The organism is Streptomyces sp. NPDC047453 (assembly GCF_040643155.1).
In the GTDB taxonomy this organism is placed as follows: domain Bacteria; phylum Actinomycetota; class Actinomycetes; order Streptomycetales; family Streptomycetaceae; genus Streptomyces.
Genome location: NZ_JBEYTS010000060.1, coordinates 1 through 18,007, shown reverse-complemented (window position 1 = coordinate 18,007; position 18,007 = coordinate 1). Strand labels below are relative to the sequence as shown.

Genomic DNA, 18,007 nt, shown 5'->3' with positions numbered 1-18,007 from the left:
GCGTGTCACGGACGAGGGGAACGTGGAACACCCGGGGCACGTGGCTCGCGGGCGCAGCACTCGCAGCCGTGCTCGCTCTCACGGGCTACGCAGTGATCCGTGGGGGCGACGGAGACTCGGACACGGCGGGCAAGGGCGGTTCAAGCCCGAACGTATCCAGCTCTCCCAGCGCCGTCCCGACCTACCAGGTGCCGGACGACTGGACCGAGCCGGACCGCTGGGCGGCACTTCCTCGAGGTGCGCGGACCGACAAGCACGGCAGTGAGGTCGGCTTCCCGCAGAGCACCGAGGGCGCCCTGGGGATGGCGGCGGCCGCCAACCGAATCAACATCGAGAACGGGCGCAGCACGGTCGACGAGCAGCTGCGGATCTACTACTCGTACGTCGACAAGGCAGATCAGTCGTCCAACAACGCCAAGCTGATCGAGCAACAGGCCCTGCAGACGGACAAGAACCTCGCCCAGCAGATGAGCGTGAAGCCCGGCAGTCCGCTGCCATCCGGGGCGTACATGCGCAACACCGTGATCGGCTACAAGGTCATCAAGAAGTCGAGCGATGAGGTCAGTGTGTGGCTGCTGGCCCGCGTCACCCAGAAAAACGGCGAGATGGCCAAGGAGTCGAGCTCGTACACCCGCACTCTGAACGCCGTGGTGTGGGAGGACGGCGACTGGAAGCTGTCCGGAGCGGCCACTACGCGCGCCCAGCAGGACGCCGCGATGCAGACTGAGCCGAAGATCGTCGCGCCAGGCGACGAGGACTTCAACGACGCCGGGTGGACCGCGATCCGTGAGGCGTCGTGAGGCGTCGGCTGGCGGTTCTGCTGCTGGCGCTGGTCGCGGTGTTCGGGGTCTCGGTGTCCGTTCCCCAGCCCGCGGCGGCTGCGGACGGGATCATAGGCGGAGCCATCAACGGGGCATGCCGGATCGCCACGGGTCCCATTCTCGGCACCATCACGGGAACCATCACGTCGCCCGGTCGGGCGGGCTCCATCACCGGTGACGGCCCCTTGTGTGACAAGGTCGGCCAGGTCGGCGCCAAGGCGGTCAGTAAGGCGTGGAAGGCGGTCTGGGACAGTGTTCTGGGCGACGTCATCAACTCCGCCGCGGACGTCGTCAGGTGGGTCATCAAGAAGGTCATAACGGTCGCGCTTCTTGGCCCCTCGCTGGATTTGAAGGCGACCGGGCTGTTCGGCGAGAAAGCCACGCTAGCGGGCATGCTGACCTGGCTCGGACTGGTCATCGCCACATTCGGAGCGATGTGGCAGATCGGCAAAATGGCGATCACTGGGCAGACCAAGCACGTCGGACGCGCGCTGCTCGGCTGGGTCGAGAGCACCATCCTGTCCGCCGTCGGTGTGGGCCTGATCGCCCTGCTGGTGACGGCTGGGGACGCCCTGACCAGCGGTCTGGTCAACGAGGTCTTCAAGGACGGTCAGGCCTACCAGCGCATCGCTATGGTGATGGTGCCCAAGGGCGTCAACAATCCGGTCACCATGCTTTGCATCGTCGCGGTGCTGGCGCTGATCGGCTTCGTGCAGCTGGTCCTGATCTTCCTGCGGCAGAGCGCCATCCCGATCCAGTGCCTGCTGCTGCCCGTGGCCGGCGGCGGCCGCGTCGGCGGGGACGCCACCCGGCAATGGGCCCCCCGCCTGATCACCTCCATCTGCGTGGTCATCGCCTACAAGCCCATCCTGGCTGTCATCATTTGCGTGGGATTCGCCGAGTTCGGGCAAGCCCACACTCTCGCTGAGTGGCTGCGCGGTTGCGCCACCCTGGTCCTCGCGATCGTCGCGCCGGGACCGCTCACCAGGATTTTTGCCCCGTTTGGCGAGGTCGTGGGGGCAGGACTCGCGGCCGGTGGCGTCGGCGGTGCACTGGGCAGCGCCGCGGGCTACATCGCGGGCGGTCAGGGCCGCGACGGCAAGGACGGCGGCGACGGCGGCAAGGGCGGCGACGCAGACGCCCCCACCTCCCCCGTGAAGCACGCCCAGTACGTCGAGCAGAGCATGGGCCCACAGGGGGGCCGAGAGAGCGAGGCGGGCGGTGATGCCCGGGCTCAGGCGGCCCGGAACGACTCCAACCGCGTGCCCGCCCAGGCCGCGCCCGAAGGCGCGGGGGCCGGAAGCGGAACGGGGAGCGCGGCGGCGAGCGGCGCAGGGGGCGCAGGGGCGGGAGCATCCGCCAGCCGGTCCGCAGGCGCGGGCGGTGCTGCGGCCGGCGGCGCAGGTATCGCCATCCAGGTCCTGGACGGCGTCAACAACACCGTCCAGGGCGCGAGCGGCCAGATCGGAAACGGGGGCAACCAGCAGTGACCACCCACGAGGTGCCGAAGACCTTGATGGTCGACGGTTTCCGCGTCCGCCAGTCCTTCGGCTTCGGCGGCCTGTCCAAGGGCGCCACGATGGTGGCCGCCGCGGTGCTGGTAGCGGACGGCATCATCGCCACCCAGGCGCCGATCACCCTGCTCGTGACCTTGCCGCTCACGTCTATGGTGCTCGGGCTGGCCGCTGCTCGCCGTCACGGCATGTCCGCCCTGGCCTACTACTGGGCGAAGCTGTCGTGGCGGCGGGCCTCCCGCATCGACGCCACCAACTACCGGCGCGTGCTGCTGCCGCACCCGTACGCGCTCGACCTGCCCGGCGTCGGCGCCTCCTCCACCCTGATCAAGGCCCACGATCCGACCACCGGCAAGAACGTGGGCATCGTCCACGACCGCGCGAGCGGCCGCATGACCATCACCACCCTGCTGGCCCCCGGCGGCAGCCTGATGGCCCCCACCAGCACCGTGCAGAGCAACCTGCGCACCTGGTCGAGCGTGCTGGACGCGATGAGCACCGACGACCAGATCAAGGGCGCCTCGGTGACCATCCAGATCACCCCGGGCGCCGGCGAAGCACTCGGCGACGACGTGAGGAGCCGCCAGGACCCGGGCGCCCCGCAGCTCGCCAAGACGATCATTGACGAGCTGGTGCGCACGACCCCGCACGCCACGGCCAGCGTGGCGCCGTGGATGAGCGTCACGGTGGACCCCACCGCCTCCGCGAATGCTCCCACCGAGCTGTCCGACCAGGTCGCGGAGGCGCTCAAGGTCGTCGACAGCTTGGACCTCTCCGGCACCGGCACCGACATCGAGCGTCGCTGCACCGACGTCGACCTGCGCCGCCTGGTCCGCTCCGCCTACGACCCGGACGTCTTCAACGCGAGGGACAAGGACTTCGAGGAGCTGTCCTGGTCGGAGTGCGGGCCGCAGGCCGCCGACGACGAGTGGACGGAGTACGCCCACGACGGCGGCGTCAGCATCTCCTGGGTGCTGCGCGAGATGCCGCGCCGCCCCATCCCCTACAGCGTGCTGCTGCCCCTGCTCGCGCCCGGCCGGTTCCAACGCAGGATCACCCTGGCCTACCGGGTGCTGGACCCGCATGAGGGCGAGGCGGTGCTGGAACGCGAGATCAGCCACGCCTACCAGCGCGCCCAGGCGACCGCCGAGGTCAAGGGCCGCGCCAAGTGGTCGCAGAAGGCCGACACGGCACGAGCCGAGCAGGCCGCCGCCCAGGTGGCGGGAGGCTCCCAGGTCGCGGACTGGACGCTCATGGTGACCGTCACCGCCCGTAGCACCGCCGAACTGCCCGCCGCTCGCCAGGAACTGGAGCGCGCGATCAAAGCCACGCGCGGCATCCGCATGCGCCCGGCCTACGGTGCGCAGGCCGCCGTGTTCGCGGCCGGTCTGCCGCTGGGCTACAACCCGCTGGTGAAGGACTGAGTGATGGCACGCAAGCCCAAGCCGCCGGCGGTGACCACACCCCGGCGGGTGACCCACGTTGCCGATCAGGCCCCGACCCGGGAGGAGCGGCGCGAGGAACGGCGGCTGCGGAACCGGTTCGCCCCCCGGCTCGGGTGGGGCGGCCGGTTCGGCGGCCGCGTGCCGGTCGAGGACTCCGGCACCGTCTACACCGGCCCCACCGCGCAGGCCGGGGGCATCTATCCGTGGCTGCTCGGGTCCGGCCTGCCCCCGCGCGGTGTGCCGGTCGGCCGCGATGTGCTGACCGGCGAGCTGGTGTGCATCGACCCGTCCGGCTGGACGGGCAAGCTGACGACCAACCCGGGCGTGTGGGTCATGTCCCAGCCCGGCGCGGGTAAATCCGCGCTGGTCAAGCGGCTCTGCCTGGTGTACTCCGCGTACGGGCACATGGTGTGCGTCCCCGGCGACGTCAAGGGCGAGTACAGCACGCTGATCTCCGAACTCGGCGGGTCGGTGGTGCGGATCGGCGACGGTATCGGCCGCATCAACCCCCTGGACTCCGGCCCGCTCAAGGGCCGGGTGCAGTCACTGCCCGCCGAGCGCCGGGAGGCCCTGCTCGACGTCCTCAACGGACGCCGACTGGAGACCCTGGTCGCCCTGCTGTCCACCAAGCACGGGCTGGGCCGGGCCCCGGACGAGATCGAGCGCAGCGCGCTCGACACGGCCGTCCATGTCGCCTCCGACGCGCAGGCCTCCGGCAGTGACCCCATCGTCAAGGACGTCGTCGACGTCCTGCGGGCCGCGCCGGAGGAGCTGCGCATCAAGCTGGCCGCGCAGGGTGAGCGGTACCAGGACCTGACTCGCTCGGTCATCGCCGGGCTCGACAACCTCATCGGCGGGCCGCTCAAGGGCCTCTTCGACGGCCCGACCACGACGCCGTTGGACATCAACGCCCCCGCGGTCTCCGTGGACATCTCCGCCCTGCGGGCCCGCGGCAACGACGTCGTGTCCGCAGGCATGATCGCCACCTGGGCGTACACCTACAGCTCGATCGACTCCGCCCGCAGCATCGGCCTGATGGACCGCAAACTGGTGCTGCCCATGGACGAGATGTGGCGGGCCCTGCGCTCCGGCCCGGGGCTGGTCGACGCCATGGACGCGATTTCCCGGCTCAACCGGACCACCGACGACGTCACGATCTACGTGACGCACTCCCTGCTCGACGTCGAGGCCCTGCCCACCGAGATGGACCGGGCCAAGGCCCGCGGCCTGATGGACCGCTGCGACACCTGGGTGCTGGGTGCCAGCACCACCGAAGAACTCGGGCGGGTCACCGGCAAGCGCATGCTGACCGAGCAGGAGGTCATGATGGTCAGCTCCTGGGCGTCAGCGACGTCGACCGGGCTGGACATCGACCCGACCTACGACGAGGACGACACCCGGCCAGTGGAGGAGGAGACCACCCGGCACCCCGGCCGCGGCAAGTACCTGATCAAGCTGGGCACACGGCCGGGCATCGCGGCCGCGCTCGAACTGACGTCGACCGAGCAGCGCTTGTACCGCACGGACAACAACCGGCGCCGGACGACGACCACGGGGGGCGGCAGCCGATGATGACCGAGTCCGACCGCGCGTGGGCCTTCGGGGGCATCCTGTTCGGCGGCGCGGTCACCTTGTCCGCCGCCAGCTGGGCCGGAGCCGCCGCCGGCGCGGTGCTCACCGGCGAGGACGTCGCCCCCGCCTCCCCGCTGACCGTCTACCGCATGGTCACCGACTGGTCCGGCGTGTGGGCGCACTCCCAGACCGCGTCCGCCATCGGCGCGGCCCTGGTCGACGTCGCCGTCGTCGCCCTCATCGTGTGGGGGCTGCGCTGGGCATTCCGGTGGTTCCGCAACCCGTCCAGTCTGGCCACGCTGCACCAGGTGCGCGAGCTCACGCCGCAGCCGGCGGCGCGCACCGCGACCCGCCTGCGGACCAGCCTCAAAGACACCGAGCCCAAGCAGGTCCCGCCCCGCGACAGGGGCGTCCTGCTGGGTGACCACCTGCCGTCCGGGGTGGAGCTGCGCGGCTCGGACGAGGACACCTACGTCGCCATCATGGCGCCCCGCGCGGGCAAGTCGACGTCGCTGGCCATCCCCGTCGCGGAGGAGGCCCCGGCGAGCCTGCTCATGACCTCCAACAAGGCAGACGTCTACGCCGCCACCCTCGCCTCCCGCTCGCGCGTAGGCCACGCCTGGATCCTCGACACCCAGGGCGTCGCCCAGGCCGAACGGGAGATGTGGTGGGACATGGTCGCCCAGGCGGAAACGCTGGAGGGCGCCGAACGCCTCGCCTCCCACTTCGTCACCCAAATCACCAGCGAGCAGGCCGACCCGTTCTGGTCCCAAGCGGCAGGCGACCTCCTGGTCGGACTGTTCCGCGCCGCATGGCACGACGGCGGCAGCGTCCGCGACGTCATGAAGTGGCTCTCCGACCCCAACGAAAAGGCCCCCATGCGGGTCCTCTACAACCACGAACCCGTGCTCGCCGAACAGGTCGAGAGCAGCATCAACATCGCCGAAGAGACGCAGTCGGGCATCTACCAGAACGCCCGCACCGCCGTCAGCGCGCTGCGCGACGAGAAGGTGCTCGCCTGGGTGACACCGGACAAGAGCAAGCCCCGCTTCGACCCCGAGCACTTCGCCACCAGCCGGGACACCTTGTACCTCCTGTCGAAGAAGGGCGGACCCACCTCCGCGGTCGTCGCGGCCCTGGCCGACGCGGTGTTCACGGCGGCCGCCGAGGCGGGGGAGCGCAACGGCGGCCGCCTGCCCGAGCCGATGCGCGCGGTGCTGGACGAGGCCGCCAACATCTGCCGCATCGCCGACCTGCCCGACCTGTACTCCCACCTCGGATCCCGGGGCATCACCCCGTTCGTGATCCTCCAGTCGTACAGGCAGGGGGTGAAAGCGTGGGGCGAGGTCGGCATGGACGCCATGTGGTCGGCCGCCACGAAGAAGCTGATCGGTGTCGGCCTGGACGACGCGCGCTTCGCTGGCGACGTCTCCACCCTTGTCGGCGCCCACTACGTCGACCGCGGCTCGTACTCCAAGAGCAAGGAGGGCTACTCCTACAGCGTCGGCGAGCAGCGCGAGCAGGTCCTGGACCCCGCCGAGATCCGCTCCATGCGCAAGGGCACGGCCCTGCTGATGTCCACCGGCATGCCCGTCGCCCAGATCGCCCTGCGGCCCTGGTACGAGGAGCGGGCCATGGCCCACATCGGCCCGCAGATGGCCGCCGAGGAGAAGGAGATCACCGGGCGGGCCGTCCTTGCCTACGAGCAGAGGAAGGCAGCCCGCCGTGGCCGATGAGGAAGTGCCGGACTTCGAGGTCCCGGTCGGCCTCTTCCAGGACCTGGAAGACCTCAAGGCCCAAGTGGCCCGGCTGACTGCCCAGGTCGAGACGCTCACCGAGGACAGCGACGCCGAGCCGGGCGAGGTCTCCGCCGAGGCGGAGCCGGACGCCGGCGAGGAACCCGCCGACGAGGACGAGTGGCAGTACCCGCCGTTCATCCTGCTGCTCGATCCGCCGCTGTACGACGACGAACTACGCGCCCTGATCGAGTGGGTGGAGGGCGTCCTCGTACCCGGCTACCTCGCCGAACCGTCGGCCGACGCCCGCTGGTGCCACCTGTGGTTCGAGCACACACCGGCCGTGGCCCGGCTGCACGCGCTGTGGCTCGCCTGGCAGGAACTGACCGACCCCGCCACCTGCGGCCACACAGGGCCGTCCGTGTGGCACCGCGACCACCTGGACCCGTGCATGCGCGAGCTGCGCAGCTCCAGCGGTCCCTTCGCGGGCTGCACCAAGGGCGAGCACCAGATCGACCACCGGATGCCCGGCACCGTGCCCAGCGCCTGGCGTCAGGAGACCAGTTGACGAGAGGACTGATCCCAGCGGCCGCCCCGGCGGCCCCCGGCCGGGGCGGTACTGGCATCAGATCCAGACGGCGCCGGCGACGCACGCGGCCAACGAAGCCCGTGGCGTGGACGATTGCTCTGCCAGCCAGTACCACAACAAGCACTTCCGCAAGACGGCCGACGAGTTGGGGCTCGTCCAGCGGGCCGACGTCGGCACGAAGTGGAAGAAGAAGTACGGGTTCGCCGGCACGGAGCTGGGGGAGGAGGCCGCGAAGACGTACGCCGAGCAGATCGCCGCGCTGGACAAGGCGATCCATGCCACCCGCGCCCGACATTTACGGCACTCGCACCCGCGGGGGCGGCGGCAGCAAGGGAGGCACGACGGACGGCGCGGACGCCGAGGTCGACACCGGTGAGGGCGGCGAGGCGCCCACCGGGAAGGAGAAGGAGGACCGCAACTACGTCAAGGCCGTGTGTCAGTGCACCCCGGCCGCCGTCATCCGGGTGGCTTTGTCGATGAGACAGAACACCGCATGTCGATGAGTCCTGGCAGCGGTTCCTGTTCCGTGCGGCGGAGAATGTCGATGAGTTTTGACACCGCTTGAGGGGTCCGCCAGGGCGTGTACGCCGCCAAGCCGCACGGGGGAGTCGTTGCCGAGCTGGGTGACGGCGGTGGTGAAGCGCTCGGTGTGCAGGCGGGTGGTTTCCCGCAGGGCGCCGTCCTCGTCGACCCGCTGGCGCCGGTAGGCCACGACGAGGGCTACCAGGGCGCCGGCCCCGGCGACCACCCCGAAGGACAGCTTTACCAGGTCGAACAGCGTCTTGGAGTCGTGCTCGGGTTTGAGCCCCGGGGCGCCAAGCAGGTCCCATCCGGTGTAGAACACCCCGGCGGTCACCAGCACCGCGGCGGTGAAGGTCAGCGTGAGCACCCGGCCGACCGGCCACAGGCGCAGCCGCCGTTGTTTCCGCCCGGTGTCGCAACGTAGGTACTCCCATACCCGATCGGGTGCCGTCGTGTGGACTCGGCCCCAGGGCCGGTTCGTGCCGATGCGAGATCTCGCGAATTTCGGCAGTGGCCCGCTGGCGTGCTCCCATGGACGACGACCGGCCAGTCACCCGACGCCCAGCGGTTCTTCACCAGATGACGTCATTCAGCTCCGCACAGTTGTCGATCACGCGTACGATCTTGCGACGGCCCCGGGAGGCGCCTGCAGGGCCGGTGAATGGGAGGGGAACCATGTCCAGCATGTCCAGACGATCCCTGCTCGGATACTCCGGGACGACCGCCGCGGGTGCAGTCCTGGGCGGCGCGGCGGCGGCGCAGCCGGCCCCGGCCCAGGCCGCCGAGCCCCAGGCCGTGCAGGCCCAGGCGAAGACCGCCTCGGCCGACTTCCCCGTGGGGACCCTCTTCGAAGGCAGGGTCGACAAGAGCACCGGCGCTGAAACTCCCGCCAGCCTGCAGATCAAGTTCAGCGTGAGGACCGAGGAGACGCCCGCCCAGGCCCCCTACGACATCTCCCCGCAAGAGATCGCCGACCTGCTCAACGAACTCGCCGCCCGCAAGGGCTGGCCAACGATCACCTTCTACGGCACCCCGGCACCCGCCCGGCTGAACTGACGCATCCTGTCAGCGGCCCCGCACCGTTCACCGGCACCACCACGGACCGGTCGGCGCGGGGCCGTCCCGCGTCCATGCCCCATGCGCCGACTTCGCCCACACCCGCGCCAGTTCCGCTCTTTAGCCGCCGGCGCCTGCGTGTCGACCGGGCCCGTCCTCGCCCAGGGACGTCCAACGCCTCGTTCCACAAGCTCCGCGGGCTTTGGCAGTGCGTGGGCGCGTCGCCGAGACCGTCTTCCCAGCGGTCCGTGTTCGGGTTGGCTGCGTAGGTCTTAAGCGAGAGCGCATGTTGATGGTTTCGGGCAGCACCCGGGTCCCTTCGTCGTGCAGAGCACAACCATGGTCCCGAAGCAAGCATCCAGGCGCTCTCAAAACTCGGCGACATCACTCTCCCCGTGAACGAGGGTGCTCTCGCCGCTGAGCTACAGGTGCTCTCGTAACTCACCAACAAAGCCATCCGGGTCTCCCCGAAGACCTTGGAGCGACGCAACATCATGTGCGGCGACTGCATGGAGCCCTTCGCGCTGGAGGACTAAGAAGGTGGTCTTTCTGGCCAGATAACCCGCGCGCCCCACCGCGACCGCAGAGGCGTGATCCACCGCTACCTTGCGGCTGGTGTCTGAGCCAGGACTCCGAGGCCGTGTTCGCTCTCCTGTCACTGCCGGGAGATGATGAGCCAGGGCCGCCCCTCGACGGAGGGACGGGTGGGCCGCCAGTCCTGTCTATGCTCAGGCCCATGGCACTGGAATGGGAACAGATCATCGTCGACTCCGCCGACCCCGTCGCTCTCGGGCGCTGGTGGGCCGAGGCTCTCGGCTGGGTAGTGGTCGACGAATCCGAGGAGATCATCGAGATCCGGCCTGAGCCGGACCAGATGCCGGGGCTGCTCTTCGTGCCTGTCCCCGAGGGCAAGACGTCGAAGAACCGGCTCCACCCCGACTTCCGCCCCGACGACCAGGAGGCCGAGGTCGCCCGGCTGCTCTCCCTCGGTGCCCGGCGCGCCGACACCGTGCAGGACGAGCAGCACTGGGTGACCCTCCTCGACCCGGAGGGCAACGAGTTCTGCGTCCTGAGTGAGCGGAAGAGCTGAGCAAAAGCACTGGCGGAAGCGCTGAGCGGAGGCCGGGCAGTTGTCCGGGGCCCCGACGTCCCACACAGCAACACGGACAGAATTGACACGGAAGCCGGATGGCGGTGGCGCGGCGCACCCGAGCGGGCCGGCACCGCCGGGTTCGTGCCGCGCGAGTTCCTGTTCTCCTGCCCGGACTGTCCTGCGGTTCTCTGACCTACGCGGCACGACGTCGCGACGGTCGAACTCTCCGGCCTTGATGGCATCGGCCAGCGTGGTCCACTGGGCAGGCGTCACGGTGACGATGATGTCGGGCCGCTCGCGCCATGACTGCGATCAGCGCTGCGGCGAAGCGATCAGCGAGGACTCGAACTGTGGAACCGGCGTCGCCGCCACCGGAAAAGCGGGGTGCACAGCACAGACCACGCAAATGTCACGGTCAGGAACTTGAAGGCGTTGCGCGGAACCATGTCAGTCCAACCGATGATCACCGCGAAGAAGCACCAGACGCTGAACAGCAGCCAGTTGATCAGCAGCTCCTGCCACCACGGGCGGGTACTCAGCCATTCCCTCATGGCGGCCATCATGCACGATCAGCCGCAAGGCGACTCCAGTGAGTCGCCAGCAGAGGCGGGCCGGATGGCTCACCAGCGGATCGGCTCGGCATCACCGCCGACGCACAGCGGGCACGCGCGCAGCGTTGAACGTTCCTAGCCCAACCTCGCCGCGCGTCCAACCCTGCTCCCGCGTTGACGACGCCAAACTCCTGCGCAATCTCCAGCGTGGACGGCACGCGGCTGCCCGGCGGATAGGTGCCAGCTTCAATGCGCCGGATGATCTCCGCTGCAATCTGTCGCCACAGGGCTCGCACCCTACGGTGCGAGCCCTCACGCACGCGCTACTACCTGCTGCGTCCGCGCCGCTGCTCCGGGCCGTCCGTTCCATGCCTCGGTCCAGTCCGGTCCGCGCCAGGCGCCGATGCCCCCGGCGTGGGGGGCTTCTTGCGTGTAGTGGCGCTGCGTGAACGGGCGGCCGCGGAGGATGGACGCGGCGGTCCGAGCCGTGTGCCAGCTGCGGAGGTGAGCAGCGGCCGCGCCTGGGCCTCGATCGCCGCGAGCCGGGAGGGCCACTCGCCGCCGAGGTCGCGGCCGGCGTCGCGCAGCCGCAGCTGCGTCGTCACGAACCCGTCGCTCTCGGCGTCCGTCCACGGCCGGGCCCGCTCACCCTCGAGGCTCTGCCGCAACGCCGGAGAGCTCGCCCAGGTCCCCAAGCCGTCCAGGGTGTTGCTGTAGCGAGGCTTGGCCTCGCCGCGCCGGTAGACACTGGCCAGGTCGACCAGCGCGTCTGCATCGACGCGATCGGCCAGGTCCAGGATGCCGCGGTAGGACTCATCGGCGTTGGCCTGCACGGTGAGCCGCCCCTGGCCGCGGTCGGCGAGCTGCTCGAAGTACCGGGCGACGATGCCCTGATTGCTCATCGCCTGCGGCACCCCCATGAACAGGCCCTCGACCCGTGCCCCGGCAGCCCGGTAGGCGCGCATCTTCTCCCCCACGGCCCCGGCGTTCTGAGAGGTCTCCTGGATGATCGCGTGCAGGCCGTGGTCGCGTACGTACTGCTCGGCCTGCGCCATCCAGGCCCGCCCGTCGGCGCGGGTGTAGGCGGCCATGAGGGTGTCGTCCTGGGCCATTAGCGCCGCATACGCCGGGTGGTAGGGCTTGTAGAGGTCGCTGTCGACGTCCACGAAACCGCCGTGTCGGTTGAGCTGGGTGGCCACCATCTCGGTGACCCGGCTCTTGCCGGCGCCGGGCTGGCCGACGAGGAAGACGACCGTCGGCGTGTCCTGCGGGGTGCGGCCCTGTAACAGGTCGGGGGCGATCCGCTCGCGGAAGATCCGCTCGTTCTCCTCCCGTGGCAGCCGGTGCCGCTCGACTTCTGCCGGGTCGATCATGCGATGCCCGCTAGGGTCTCGCGGGCAAGCTGCGCGTAGTGCGCCCGGGCCGCCGCGATCTGCTCGAGGTCGGACGAACGCAGGCCCTCGCGCGCCCGGGCCAGCTGGGACTGAGCGGCGCGGGCGGCCTGGATGACGTCCGGGTCCGGCGAGGGTTTGGCTTCCTCGGCGGCGATGACGGCGCTGTAGGCGCCCACGGCCCCGTTGATCGCCTCGATGGCGGCCTCGTACGCGGCCGTCTCCTCGTTGGACCACTCGTACGGATCCAGCTGGCCGGTAATGGAGATGCCGTTCGGCATGCGGTCCCCTTATCTCTCTGTGCTGGTCATTGTCTGCTGTCCCGCCCTGGCGGTGCAGGGATCAGGCCGTTCCGGAACCGCTGCTGGCCGTGTCCTTGGCGGCGAGCAACTCGGTGTGCTCACGTCGGAGGCCGCACCGGTGCACTGCGGTGCTCGTCGTTAAGTTCCGGCTCGGCACCGGTCAGTTCCCCGTACAGCTCGGCCGACTGTTCCTGCACTACGGCGGGGCGGCGCCAAGCCGGGTGGCGTGGTCGGCCGGACTGTTCGTGGTGATCATTTCGCAAACCCGCAGTTCCGGGACGGGAGTTGGCGGCAGAGATACGCAGACGCGCCATGCGCTCCCGGTGGCGCAGCCAGTCCCGCCACACATCCCGCCGGTGCTCGGATTCCTGCGGCAGCAGGGCCGGCAGGACACTGGCCATGGCACCAGCCACGGCAGCGAGCACCACGGCCCACTCAGGGACGCCGATATAGGACGTGGCGGCCAGGGCCAGGGCCCCGCCGCCGAGCGGCGGGGCGATCCGGGTGACGAGGCGGCGCGCGGCCGGGCGGGTGGTCATGTCCGTGGTCCTTCGGGCTCGGAGGGCGTACGCGCCGGGTGCGCGTGCGGGGCGGAGCGTGCAGCAGTCCCAGCCCTTGTGTCGCGGGCGGCGGATCTGACAGTGCCGAAGAGTGAGGGAAAGCAGGGTTAGCGGCGCAAGCCCCGGCGGCGAACCCCGCGTTGCCACCGGGAAATCTGAATTCAAGGCGTTGTGACCTGCGGATTTTCATCTCCGTACGGCTTGAATGGCGGTCGTTGCCCCGCTAGGGGGTTAGCGGGGCACCTTCTCCTCGTCGGCTGGATGCTGCGGGCTGTGCGCCCTCCCTGCGGCCCGGGACGGTCTCGGGCTGCAGGCCGTGTGCGTCTGCAGGGCGCGGACGCTGGGAGAGATCAAGCCGTGGTGGCGTAGACGGCGCGGTCGGGGTCGGTCTTGACGAGGAGACCGGACGCGGCCAGATCCCTAAGGATCTGACGGGCCCGCTTGTCGCTCGCCTCGTGGCCTGCATCGCTGAGCGCGGTGACGGCACGCCGGGTGTCCCAGGTGCCGCCCTGCGCCCGAACGGCCTTCTCCAGGGCGGCGACCTGCGTAAGGCGTTGTTCTGCCCACGTTTCGGGCTCGGTCTCGACGTTTTGGATCGCGGTGAAGAAGACCGGCACGAGGTCCTCGTCCATGGCGTACCCGACGACCTTGCCGAAGCCGGGTCCGTCGGGGGTGATTGGCGGGTGGATGTCCTCGGGCCACAGACCGCGCATGGCGCCTCGCTGGAGGAGCCGCTTCAGGGAGGCACTGTGCCCGCGGAGGCTGGTGGTTTCGTCGTCGCGGAGGTCTTCGGAGGCGACGTAGCCGTCGCCCGCGACGGAGAGCTTGACGATGCGGCGGGCGCGCTTGGGCAGGGACCGGTAGTACTGCTCGGCTCGTTGCACGGTCCAGGTGGCGTCCAGCTCCACGTGGGTGGCGTGTTCGGCGAGGAGGGCGAGGAGGCGATTCTGGAAGTCGCCCGTGGGCTGGTCGATGGTCACGGTGATCTTCAACAGGTCTCCCTTTGTATTGAACGTGAATGAACGCCGATCTAACGAGGCCACCGTAGCGGAGGGCGGCTCGTTCGCCAGCGTCTGTCCACGTTCAATGTAAGGAGATCGATACAGCACCACCGACGGGTGTGCCGGCCGACCGTGATCCTGAAACTGAGCGTGCGAGTTGGCCCGTGAGTGCTTGAGTTGGTCCCGATGAGCGTTGCAGATGGCCCGCAGGGCATCGGCGACCTGCCTCACCTGCGAGTTTGCTGATCTGGGAGCTGGATTCCTGGACTGCGCTGCGGGGAGACTGTGCACATGCAGCTCCCCGCCGAAGCTCTTGCCGCGACTGCGCTGATCGAGGTCGTGCGGATTTCCGCCGTTCCGGCCGAACGAGGCGTCCCTTACCCCGGGAGGACGGTTGCCCACTGGGCCGGGAACGAGGCCGACGATGCCCTGTCGTTGATCGGGAGCCTGCCCCGCAGCGAACAGCATCGCTGCGGCTTCTCTCCAGGCTGGAGCGTCCGCGCGTACGGGGAATCCCTTGACCTGGCACTGTTCGAGGCGGCGTTCTGTTTTCGCTGCCACGAGGTCCGTATGCATGGGACGGCTGTGTCTCCCGCGCTGGCCACACAGTTCTTCGACGCGGACACTGCGCCCGCCCAGTCCCTCCTCACCCTGTTCCGCGCGGCGACACCGTGACCCCCTTTGGCTAGCTGGGCAGATGAACAGGCTTGCTGCAGCCTTCCGCTGTTACTGAGGTTTTCGGCTTAGCGTCGGGTGGTGATCCCTGCGGTATGCCGTTCCTATGCGGTATGCGCAGGGTGGGGGCCTGACCGCTGAGCGGCGGGCATTTCGTGAACGGATACGGCTTGCGGCCGCGGAGCAGTTCGCAGCGGGCGTGAAGACGGCTGTGGTCGCCAAGGAGTTACGAGTCAGCGAGCGGTCGGTGGAACGGTGGCGTCGTGCCTGGCGGGAAGGAGGCACCCAGGCGCTGCGACTGTCGGACGCCCAGGTCGCGGTGCTGGAGAAGGAGTTGGGTAAGGGGCCGGCCGGCCAGGCGCACTACGAGAAGCACGTGCGGTGCTACGCCGAGCTGTGGCCGGACGTCGATGCACCGATCCCCAACGAGCTGTCCGAGGACGCCCACGCCAGCCTGGACGACCACAAGGTCCGCAAGCCCCGCGGTCTCCTCGCCCGCCCGGCCTTCCTGCTCCTGGCCGCCATCGTCCGCGCCGACATCGACAACCAGCTGTGGATCCGGAAGGAGTGGAGCGCCGTGTGGCAGAACTTCGGCCGCACCCCGCCGAAGGAACTGGCGGCCCTGCCGTCCGGGATCACCAACACGCAGGCGCGCACCGTCACCCGCAGCGCCACCGCGCCCACCAAGCTGCTCGAACACCGCGGCGGCCCGCTCGCCGCCGAGACCGAAGTCGCGCAGTGGCTGTACCCCTACCGCGACTCCGACCGCCCGTCCGGCTTGAAGGTCCTCCACCTGACCGACGCTGGCCGCGCGCACTACGCCACCCACCTGGAGTGGTACAGGACCGCGTACGACGACGTGGACGCCCCGGAGGAGTGGCACGCCCTCCCCGCGTCCCAGTGAACGCCACAGGGGCCCGTACGACGCCGTATGGGCCCCTGTTGTTGGGCGGCTACTTGGTCGGGTGCTCGTCAAGCCAGTCGGACAGGTCATGCGCAGTGCCGAACACCGCGGGCCGGTTCGAGTTGAAGCCCGCGCCCCGGTCCTCCCCCACGGCGTAACCGGCCTCCATCTTCTCGATCAGCGCGTACGCCTCGGTCCAGAACTCCGGGCTGACGTTCTTGTCGGCGTTCATCGCCTTCCGCAGCAACCGCGCCGGCTGGATGACCGCGGTCATCTGCTCCCAGCACGCCCCCGGCTCCTGCGTGCAGCTCCCCGAGGCGTTCTCCACGACCGCATCCTGAAACGCCGCGGCCGCCTTGGTGACGCTCGGCGGGGACGGCTTCTTCCCCTCGGGCCCGCAGCCGCTCACGACCGCCACAGCCACCGCCAGGACCACGCCCGCGGCCGCCTTCCCCCATGTGTGTCTCCCCATGACCGGGGATCATCGCACGAGCCGACGATCCCGCTGACGCCCACCGCGACCGCCCAGGCGCGGGCGCGGGTCCAGGTCAAACGAAGGTGGTCTTTCTGGCCAGATAACCCGCGGACCCCCAACGGGCGAGGCGCGCGGCGCCCCGGTTACGGAGCGCTACTTGTCACTTCGCGGCAGCTTCGGGAGTACTGGGCCTCGACCTGTGCCGAGAATGCGGGGCCCTCCGTCGGCATGCCCAAGGGCACCGACCTGTCCGTCCACACCCGCGAGCACCTGGACGCCGTCGCCGCCGAGCTGAACAGCCGCCCACGCAAAACGCTCGACTGGGAAACCCCAGCCGAGCGTCTCGCCAAGCTCCTGACCACAGCCAGTCGATCACTGTGTTGCGACGACCCCTGGAATTCGCTGGAGTTCGGGGCCTACACCGACGGCGGCGCCCCCTGCCCGGCCTTCGCCGTGCGGTACGCGAACCGGTCCTTCGCCCGGCGCCCCCGCTTCTCGATGGGCAGGACGCCGTGCGCGGCGCCGAGCCCAAAGGGCGGCATGTCACCGTAGATCGACTCGTACGAGCCCTCGGGCACCACATAGGTCTCGTGCCAGATCCCCACGTGCTGCCGCAACTTGCCCGCCTTCTCTTTGCGGTTGATGTCCGCCCAGGCCTTGTGATGCAACATGTCCGACGCCGACGCGTAGGCGTACAGTCGCTCCTTGGACTCCCAGTACTGCACGACGTAGTACGTCCGCGGGGACGCCGTCAGCAGGACGTGGCCGAGCAGACCTCGCCCGGGTTGCTTCTTCAGCTCGCGCAGCATGCGGGGCATCGCCAGGAACACCGGCAGCCAGTGGTGCGCCGCCCAGAAGTGGTTGATCCGCATGCCGATCAGCAGGACGACCACGTCCCCTTCGGCAGCCGCGGTGGTACGGCTTACGGCCATGGGCTTTCCGAACACGACGTCCCCCCTCGCAGCCATTGGCCAGCGACACTGTCCGACTGCTCCATGCTTGGATAGTGACGCGACCCAAAGAAGGGCGCAAGAGATGCAGTTGGCGGAGTTGAGCGAGCGGAGCGATGCCTCCACCGCGACGATCAAGTACTACCTGCAAGAAGGCTGTTGGCACCGGGCCGGCAGGTGAACACTGCGCTCGCTGTTCCGGCACGCGAAGAAGAACGGGCGGGTCTTACGCAACCCCACGATCCGCTCACCCACGGCGCCGGCCCGCTCCACCTCGCCCTCGCCCTTCGGCATCGACGAGAAGACGGCCAACCGCTATGCGGCATCGGCACGCGTGCTTCTGGATAAGGCTGCCGAGCCGTCAGTCCGTGTCCTTGGCGAGAACCCGGATCAGGCGCTTGACCTGCGCCCTTTCGGCCGTATCTCGGCTGACCCTCTTCCACGTGTTCGCGGCCCTCGCAGAGTTCATCCGCGAACTCATCGTGCAGGGCACCAACGAGGGCCTGGACGCCGCTCGCGCCCGCGGCGCCCGACTCGGCCGCCCGCCGGCGATGACGGAGGAGCAGGTACGTCACGCCCGCGACCTGCTCGCCCGCCCGGAGAACACCGTCACCTCGATCGCGAAGCTCCTCGGCGTCTCCAGGAACACGATCTACAACTACGTGCCCGAGCTGAAGGGCGGTCGCCTCGCACTCGCCGAGGCGACGAGCACGCCGGAACTGCCCCAACCCGCCAGGTGCGAGGACTGATCACCACCGTTTGCGGCTGGGTTGGGTCGGGCCGGGGGGCGGTACTGGCCTTGCGACCAGCCCGTTTCCCCGACCCGCCCGCCGCACCCGCCGTGCGTGTC

At 69.6% G+C, this 18,007-nt stretch carries 19 protein-coding genes and 4 pseudogenes; 14 read left to right on the top strand and 9 right to left on the bottom strand.

Annotated features, from left to right (window positions below; translation table 11 throughout):
- Positions 1-2 precede the first annotated feature (2 nt).
- From ABZ818_RS32955 to ABZ818_RS32925, 7 genes are all read left to right on the top strand, one after another.
- Complete coding sequence (locus ABZ818_RS32955; protein WP_361422808.1) at positions 3-800, top strand: hypothetical protein; 798 nt, start codon at positions 3-5, stop codon at positions 798-800.
- Complete coding sequence (locus ABZ818_RS32950) at positions 797-2,311, top strand: hypothetical protein (protein WP_361422805.1); 1,515 nt, start codon at positions 797-799, stop codon at positions 2,309-2,311. Before ABZ818_RS32955 ends, ABZ818_RS32950 begins: the two co-directional genes overlap by 4 nt.
- Positions 2,308-3,759 carry an SCO6880 family protein gene (locus tag ABZ818_RS32945; RefSeq protein WP_361422802.1) on the top strand — a complete coding sequence of 484 codons (1,452 nt, stop codon included), beginning with the start codon at positions 2,308-2,310 and terminating at the stop codon, positions 3,757-3,759. Before ABZ818_RS32950 ends, ABZ818_RS32945 begins: the two co-directional genes overlap by 4 nt.
- Positions 3,760-3,762: 3 nt before the next feature.
- On the top strand, positions 3,763-5,352 hold the full coding sequence (locus ABZ818_RS32940; protein ID WP_361422799.1) for an ATP-binding protein: 1,590 nt from the start codon (positions 3,763-3,765) through the stop codon (positions 5,350-5,352).
- Positions 5,349-7,088 carry a TraM recognition domain-containing protein gene (locus ABZ818_RS32935; protein WP_361422796.1) on the top strand — a complete coding sequence of 580 codons (1,740 nt, stop codon included), beginning with the start codon at positions 5,349-5,351 and terminating at the stop codon, positions 7,086-7,088. The genes ABZ818_RS32940 and ABZ818_RS32935 overlap by 4 nt, the downstream gene beginning before the upstream one ends.
- On the top strand, positions 7,078-7,656 hold the full coding sequence (locus ABZ818_RS32930) for a DUF4913 domain-containing protein (RefSeq protein ID WP_361422793.1): 579 nt from the start codon (positions 7,078-7,080) through the stop codon (positions 7,654-7,656). Before ABZ818_RS32935 ends, ABZ818_RS32930 begins: the two co-directional genes overlap by 11 nt.
- 106 nt (positions 7,657-7,762) lie before the next feature.
- Entirely contained in the window at positions 7,763-8,053 is a 291-nt protein-coding gene (locus ABZ818_RS32925) for a hypothetical protein (protein WP_361422790.1), read from the top strand.
- A 195-nt stretch (positions 8,054-8,248) separates the two neighbouring features.
- Here ABZ818_RS32925 and ABZ818_RS32920 read toward each other — a convergent pair.
- Positions 8,249-8,590: pseudogene (locus ABZ818_RS32920) on the bottom strand (pentapeptide repeat-containing protein); the annotation flags it as partial.
- Between the two features lie 293 nt (positions 8,591-8,883).
- Between ABZ818_RS32920 and ABZ818_RS32915 the strand changes: the two are divergent.
- Complete coding sequence (locus tag ABZ818_RS32915) at positions 8,884-9,255, top strand: twin-arginine translocation signal domain-containing protein (protein ID WP_361422787.1); 372 nt, start codon at positions 8,884-8,886, stop codon at positions 9,253-9,255.
- 736 nt (positions 9,256-9,991) lie between these two features.
- Positions 9,992-10,345 carry a VOC family protein gene (locus tag ABZ818_RS32910; RefSeq protein WP_216372758.1) on the top strand — a complete coding sequence of 118 codons (354 nt, stop codon included), beginning with the start codon at positions 9,992-9,994 and terminating at the stop codon, positions 10,343-10,345.
- A 335-nt stretch (positions 10,346-10,680) separates the two neighbouring features.
- Here the strand turns inward: ABZ818_RS32910 and ABZ818_RS32905 are convergent, their stop codons facing one another.
- The 6 genes and pseudogenes from ABZ818_RS32905 to ABZ818_RS32880 all read right to left on the bottom strand — a co-directional run bounded on the left by ABZ818_RS32905 (position 10,681) and on the right by ABZ818_RS32880 (position 14,144).
- Positions 10,681-10,899, bottom strand: a complete 219-nt coding sequence (locus tag ABZ818_RS32905; protein ID WP_361422783.1) for a hypothetical protein — start codon at positions 10,897-10,899, stop codon at positions 10,681-10,683.
- A 91-nt stretch (positions 10,900-10,990) separates the two neighbouring features.
- A pseudogene (locus ABZ818_RS32900) lies at positions 10,991-11,219 on the bottom strand (GntR family transcriptional regulator).
- Positions 11,220-11,225: 6 nt separating this feature from the next.
- The gene (locus ABZ818_RS32895) at positions 11,226-12,272 is read right to left on the bottom strand and encodes a zeta toxin family protein (RefSeq protein ID WP_361422780.1); all 1,047 of its coding nucleotides are present in this window, start codon (positions 12,270-12,272) and stop codon (positions 11,226-11,228) included.
- Positions 12,269-12,571, bottom strand: coding sequence for a hypothetical protein (locus ABZ818_RS32890; protein WP_361422777.1), 303 nt, complete (start codon positions 12,569-12,571; stop codon positions 12,269-12,271). The genes ABZ818_RS32895 and ABZ818_RS32890 overlap by 4 nt, the downstream gene beginning before the upstream one ends.
- Positions 12,572-12,690: 119 nt before the next feature.
- Positions 12,691-13,131, bottom strand: a complete 441-nt coding sequence (locus ABZ818_RS32885; RefSeq protein ID WP_361422774.1) for a hypothetical protein — start codon at positions 13,129-13,131, stop codon at positions 12,691-12,693.
- 371 nt (positions 13,132-13,502) lie between these two features.
- Entirely contained in the window at positions 13,503-14,144 is a 642-nt protein-coding gene (locus ABZ818_RS32880) for a hypothetical protein (protein ID WP_361422772.1), read from the bottom strand.
- Positions 14,145-14,444: 300 nt separating this feature from the next.
- Here ABZ818_RS32880 and ABZ818_RS32875 point away from each other — a divergent pair, with 300 nt between their 5' ends.
- Complete coding sequence (locus ABZ818_RS32875; protein WP_361422770.1) at positions 14,445-14,828, top strand: hypothetical protein; 384 nt, start codon at positions 14,445-14,447, stop codon at positions 14,826-14,828.
- Between the two features lie 106 nt (positions 14,829-14,934).
- Positions 14,935-15,732 carry a helix-turn-helix domain-containing protein gene (locus ABZ818_RS32870; RefSeq protein ID WP_361422767.1) on the top strand — a complete coding sequence of 266 codons (798 nt, stop codon included), beginning with the start codon at positions 14,935-14,937 and terminating at the stop codon, positions 15,730-15,732.
- Between the two features lie 49 nt (positions 15,733-15,781).
- Here ABZ818_RS32870 and ABZ818_RS32865 read toward each other — a convergent pair whose 3' ends face one another.
- Complete coding sequence (locus ABZ818_RS32865; protein WP_361422764.1) at positions 15,782-16,204, bottom strand: hypothetical protein; 423 nt, start codon at positions 16,202-16,204, stop codon at positions 15,782-15,784.
- A 234-nt stretch (positions 16,205-16,438) separates the two neighbouring features.
- Here ABZ818_RS32865 and ABZ818_RS32860 point away from each other — a divergent pair.
- Positions 16,439-16,570: pseudogene (locus ABZ818_RS32860) on the top strand (IS30 family transposase); the annotation flags it as partial.
- Positions 16,571-16,623: 53 nt separating this feature from the next.
- Here the strand turns inward: ABZ818_RS32860 and ABZ818_RS32855 are convergent.
- The gene (locus ABZ818_RS32855) at positions 16,624-17,139 is read right to left on the bottom strand and encodes a DUF4188 domain-containing protein (RefSeq protein WP_361422761.1); all 516 of its coding nucleotides are present in this window, start codon (positions 17,137-17,139) and stop codon (positions 16,624-16,626) included.
- Positions 17,140-17,242: 103 nt separating this feature from the next.
- Between ABZ818_RS32855 and ABZ818_RS32850 the strand changes: the two are divergent.
- Positions 17,243-17,340, top strand: a pseudogene (locus tag ABZ818_RS32850) (MerR family transcriptional regulator); the annotation flags it as partial.
- 260 nt (positions 17,341-17,600) lie between these two features.
- A complete protein-coding gene (locus tag ABZ818_RS32845; protein ID WP_361422758.1) occupies positions 17,601-17,906 on the top strand; it encodes a recombinase family protein in 306 nt (101 codons plus the stop codon).
- The last annotated feature ends 101 nt before the right edge of the window (positions 17,907-18,007 follow it).

Excerpts from the sequence above, each read along its gene's own strand:
- ABZ818_RS32940 (WP_361422799.1), top strand. The coding sequence starts at position 3,763 with ATGGCACGCAAGCCCAAGCCGCCGGCGGTGACCACACCCCGGCGGGTG.
- ABZ818_RS32935 (WP_361422796.1), top strand. The coding sequence starts at position 5,349 with ATGATGACCGAGTCCGACCGCGCGTGGGCCTTCGGGGGCATCCTGTTC.
- ABZ818_RS32915 (WP_361422787.1), top strand. The coding sequence starts at position 8,884 with ATGTCCAGACGATCCCTGCTCGGATACTCCGGGACGACCGCCGCGGGT.
- ABZ818_RS32910 (WP_216372758.1), top strand. The coding sequence starts at position 9,992 with ATGGCACTGGAATGGGAACAGATCATCGTCGACTCCGCCGACCCCGTC.
- ABZ818_RS32905 (WP_361422783.1), bottom strand. The coding sequence starts at position 10,899 with ATGAGGGAATGGCTGAGTACCCGCCCGTGGTGGCAGGAGCTGCTGATC.
- ABZ818_RS32895 (WP_361422780.1), bottom strand. The coding sequence starts at position 12,272 with ATGATCGACCCGGCAGAAGTCGAGCGGCACCGGCTGCCACGGGAGGAG.
- ABZ818_RS32890 (WP_361422777.1), bottom strand. The coding sequence starts at position 12,571 with ATGCCGAACGGCATCTCCATTACCGGCCAGCTGGATCCGTACGAGTGG.
- ABZ818_RS32885 (WP_361422774.1), bottom strand. The coding sequence starts at position 13,131 with ATGACCACCCGCCCGGCCGCGCGCCGCCTCGTCACCCGGATCGCCCCG.
- ABZ818_RS32875 (WP_361422770.1), top strand. The coding sequence starts at position 14,445 with ATGCAGCTCCCCGCCGAAGCTCTTGCCGCGACTGCGCTGATCGAGGTC.
- ABZ818_RS32870 (WP_361422767.1), top strand. The coding sequence starts at position 14,935 with ATGCGGTATGCGCAGGGTGGGGGCCTGACCGCTGAGCGGCGGGCATTT.
- ABZ818_RS32865 (WP_361422764.1), bottom strand. The coding sequence starts at position 16,204 with ATGGGGAGACACACATGGGGGAAGGCGGCCGCGGGCGTGGTCCTGGCG.
- ABZ818_RS32855 (WP_361422761.1), bottom strand. The coding sequence starts at position 17,139 with ATGGCCGTAAGCCGTACCACCGCGGCTGCCGAAGGGGACGTGGTCGTC.